The 1,887-nt window shown below is 62.5% G+C and carries 2 protein-coding genes; both read left to right on the plus strand.

The features are described 5' to 3' along the window. A partial coding sequence (locus ACF8GF_RS16400; protein ID WP_392488200.1) for a phosphopantetheine-binding protein occupies positions 1-329 on the plus strand: 329 nt, incomplete at its 5' end. Between the two features lie 11 nt (positions 330-340). Continuing rightward, a partial coding sequence (locus ACF8GF_RS16405) for a condensation domain-containing protein (protein ID WP_392488201.1) occupies positions 341-1,887 on the plus strand: 1,547 nt, incomplete at its 3' end.

The raw sequence follows: 1,887 nt of genomic DNA on the forward strand, positions 1-1,887 counted from the left end.
GCTACGTGGCCCCGCGCAACGCGCTGGAGCAACAGATCGCGGCGATCTGGGCAGACGTGCTGAAGCTCGAAAGGGTTGGCCTGAACGATGGCTTCTTCGCCCTGGGTGGCCATTCGCTGTCGGCCACCCAGGTGATCGTGCGTGTTCGCGAGGCGACTGGCATCGACGCCACTTTGAAGGAGCTGTTCGAGCATCCCCTGCTGGCGGATTTCTCGCGTCGCCTCGAAGAGAAAAATCAGCAAATCGATCCGATTCAGGCAGAACTGGCTAAATCGCTGGAGGCGCTCAAACGTCTAACCACGGAGGAAATTGATGAACTGATTTCATAGGGGATACATCAGTGCAAGCGTTGCTCGACTCCGTCAAATCGTTGTCCACCAAAGAGCGTCACGCTCTGGCCATGCTCCTGAAGCGTCAGGGAATCAACTTGTACGGAGTCGCGCCGATCCCTGCGAGAGCGCCGGGGGAGGCGCTGGCGTTGTCCTACGCCCAGCAGCGGCAATGGTTTCTCTGGCAAATGGACCCCCAGGGCAGCGCATACAACATTCCGGTCGCCCTGCGTCTGAAGGGCGATCTTGACCTTCAGGCGCTACAGGCCAGCTTCGATGCCCTGATCGCGCGACACGAAACCCTGCGTACCACTTTTCACCTCGACAGTGACCAGCCGGTGCAGGTGATTCACCCCGAAGCGCCCGTCGAGCTGGTCATCGATACACTCAAGGCCGTCGATGCCGATGCCAGCGCGGCATTGAAGGCATGGGTCGAGCAGGAAGTTCAGCAGCCATTCGACCTTGAGCAGGGGCCCTTGCTGCGGGTCAAGCTGCTGCGTTTGGCGGCGGATGACCATGTACTGGTGTTGACCCTGCACCACATCGTCTCCGATGGCTGGTCGACACCTATCATGGTCGACGAGCTGGTGCGTTTCTACGAGGCCGGCAAGTCCGGGCAGGTGCTGCAATTGCCGCCGCTCCCTGTGCAGTATGCCGACTACGCGCTGTGGCAACGGCAGTTCATGGAAGCGGGTGAACGCGAGAAGCAACTGGGCTACTGGACGGCCCATCTGGGGGACGAACAGCCGGTACTGGAGTTGCCGCTGGACCGCCCGCGCGGTGCAGTGCAGAGCCATGCAGGGGCACGCCTCGACATCGCCATTGCCGATGCGCTGGCAGATTCGCTGAAGCAGTTGGCCAAGCGTCAGGGCGTGACGCTGTTCACCTTGCTGCTGGCAAGCTTCCAGGCGTTGTTGCACCGCTACAGCGGGCAGAACGACATCCGCGTCGGCGTCCCGATCGCCAACCGCACTCGCAGCGAAGTCGAGGGGCTCATCGGCTTTTTCGTCAACACCCAGGTCCTCAAGGCCGAATTCGACCTGAGCACCACCTTCGACGCGCTGGTCGCGCAAGTTCACCAGGCCGGGCTCGGCGCACAGGCGCATCAGGACCTGCCGTTCGAGCAACTGGTCGAAGCCCTGCAGCCAGAGCGCAGCCTCAGCCATAGCCCGTTGTTCCAGGTGATGCACAACCACGGCAGCGAGGGCAGGGGCCAGACGCGGCGCCTGCCAGGCCTGACCCTGGAGGCGCTCGACTGGGAAATCCATACCACTCAGTTCGACCTTGCATTGAACACTGTCGAGCATGAACACGGCATTGGTGCGTTCCTGACCTACGCAACGGCCTTGTTCGACGAAGCCACCATTGCCCAGCTCGCCGGGCACTGGCAGGGCCTGTTGGCCGCCATCGTCGCCCAGCCGCAGCAGCGCATCGCCGAGCTGCCGCTGTTGAATGCCGCGCAGCAGCAACAGGTGGTCTACGACTGGAACCGCACCCACGCCGACTACCCGCTGGAGCAGTGCCTGCAGCAACTGATCGAGGCGCAAGTCGCCGCCAC

The organism is Pseudomonas sp. yb_5, assembly GCF_043103865.1.
In the GTDB taxonomy this organism is placed as follows: domain Bacteria; phylum Pseudomonadota; class Gammaproteobacteria; order Pseudomonadales; family Pseudomonadaceae; genus Aquipseudomonas; species Aquipseudomonas putida_Y.